Annotated in this window: 2 protein-coding genes and 1 pseudogene; 2 read left to right on the top strand and 1 reads right to left on the bottom strand. The window is 55.8% G+C overall.

Annotation, left to right across the window (positions count from 1 at the left end; all coding sequences use genetic code 11):
- Positions 1–616: pseudogene (locus ACOSYY_RS06215) on the top strand (putative zinc-binding metallopeptidase); the annotation flags it as partial.
- Positions 613–1,635, top strand: coding sequence for a D-alanine--D-alanine ligase family protein (locus ACOSYY_RS06210; RefSeq protein WP_421661396.1), 1,023 nt, complete (start codon positions 613–615; stop codon positions 1,633–1,635). The pseudogene ACOSYY_RS06215 and the gene ACOSYY_RS06210, both read left to right, overlap by 4 nt.
- Positions 1,636–1,664: 29 nt before the next feature.
- Here the strand turns inward: ACOSYY_RS06210 and ACOSYY_RS06205 are convergent.
- Positions 1,665–2,184, bottom strand: a 520-nt coding sequence (locus tag ACOSYY_RS06205) for a dicarboxylate/amino acid:cation symporter (protein ID WP_421661395.1), incomplete at its 5' end; no start/stop codon positions are given.

Below are 2,184 nucleotides of genomic sequence, written 5' to 3'. Positions count from 1 at the left end.
GAGGTATTACTCCCCGCGTCCCTACAGTAGAAGTTTTGTACGCCACTTGGATTTGTGGTATGCGCAAAGCCACCCGGACGAGGACTTCGCTGAAACCTTTGCCGTCTGGTTGACCCCCGACTCGCTCTGGGAAGAGCGATATCGAGGCTGGCCCGTGCTCAAGAAGCTCAAGTATGTCGATGGCCTGATGAAGGAGCTTCGGGGGGTGTCACCCTGCGTCACGACGCAAGAAGAAGTTGACTCGCTCCCAAATCTCAAAAAGACCCTGCGGGAGCACTATGAGCGCAAGCGGAGACATTATGGCATCGACCGGCAGTTGCAGTATGACCCTGACTTAAAGCGACTCTTTTCCGCCATGCCGAGCCACGCGTCCAAGCCCAGGGCCGCCAGCTTTCTCAATCGCTTTCGCCGTGAAGTGCGTCGAAAGGTCGCGAGTTGGACCGGCGAGTATCAATACACCATCGACCAGGTGCTGGAGGACATGATCCGACGATGCCGAGAGCTGGATCTCAGGGTGCCTGTCGCGGAGGAACAGGCCAAGCTGGATTTCACTATCCTACTAACCGTTCACACCATGAATTTCTTGCGGAGCGGACGGCATCGGGTGGCCTTATGAAGCGACTGCGCGTGTTGGTCCTCATGCACGAAGATCTGGTGCCACCCGAAGAAGTGACCGGCTATGACGTGAAAATCGTCGAATGGCGGACTGAGTACGACGTAGTCTCAACCCTCAGAAAGCTAGGTCATGAAGTGTACCCGCTCGGAGTCAAAAGCGATCTCGGCGTGATCCATTCAGCGATTGAGCAGTGGAAACCCGACATTGCTTTCAATCTTCTGGAAGAATTCGACGGCGTGGCCGTCTATGATCAGCATGTCGTGTCGTACCTCGAACTCTTGCACCTGCCCTACACCGGCTCGAATCCACGCGGACTCATGCTGGCTCGTGACAAGGTCCTAACGAAGAAAGTGCTGGCATTCCATAAGATTCCATACCCGGAGTTCATCGAAGTGCCTCAAGGCCGCACGGTGAAACGGCCCAAATCGCTGACGTTCCCCTTGATCGTGAAATCGGTCAACGAAGAAGCCTCTCTCGGCATCTCCCAAGCCTCGATCGTCGCGGATGACGAGAAGCTCGCCGAACGAGTCGCCTTCGTCCACAACAGCGTGGGGAGCGGGGCTCTGATTGAACGATACATCGAAGGGCGCGAGCTCTACGTGGGGGTCATCGGGAACGGCCAACTGCAAGTGCTGCCGGTCTGGGAACTCATCATGGACAAGCTACCCGATGACGCGAAGCGCATCGCCACCGAGCGAGTAAAATGGAGCCGGAAGTATCAGTTGAAGTATGGAATCATCTCAAAAGAAGCCGACAATTTACCGGATGGGAAGGCACAGGCCATTCAGGATCTGGCGAAGCGAGTTTATCGGGCGCTCGGCTTAAGCGGTTACGCTCGAATCGATATGCGCATGGATGCCGAAGGACACTTGTACGTCCTTGAGGCGAATCCCAACCCACAGATCGCAGAAGATGAAGATTTCGCCGATTCGGCAAAGAAGGTCGACTACCAGTACAAGGATCTGTTGCAAGAGCTTCTGAACGTCGGCCTTCGCTGGCGCCCGGCAAAAGCCGCATAGCTTGAGCTCAGATTACCTTCGTACAACGATTACGCCCCTTCCTTGTACTTTCCGTCCAACAGACAGCTGACATTCATGTCCCCCATCACATTGATCGCCGTACGGCAGCGATCGAGAAACCAATCCACCGTCAGTAGAACAGGGATGTATTCCACTGGCAGTCCGACGGCAGTAAAGACCATGGTCATCGTCACCAGACCCGCTTCGGGAATACCGGCAGCGCCAACGGAAGCGATGATACTTGTCAGCACCACTATCAATTGCTGTTGGAATCTAAGGTCCATCCCGATCATTTGTGCGATGAAGAGCGCCGCCATCGCCTCATACAGCGCCGTGCCGTCGTTGTTGAAGTTCGCCCCAACCAACGCCCCCATACTCGCCGATTGTTCACGCAGGCCCACTCGATCTTTGAGCGAAGCGTAGGTCACAGGCATTGTCGCCGTCGAGCTGGCCGTGGAAAACGCCATCACCAGCGCATCACGTCCACCAAGCAGCAACTCACCTGGGCGCACCCACGAACAGAAGCGGATACGAAGCAGGTAATAGCCC

This window comes from Nitrospira sp. BLG_2 (genome assembly GCF_049222245.1).
The sequence above is the reverse complement of the archived record's forward strand: the minus strand, read 5'-3'. Positions and strand labels throughout refer to the sequence as shown.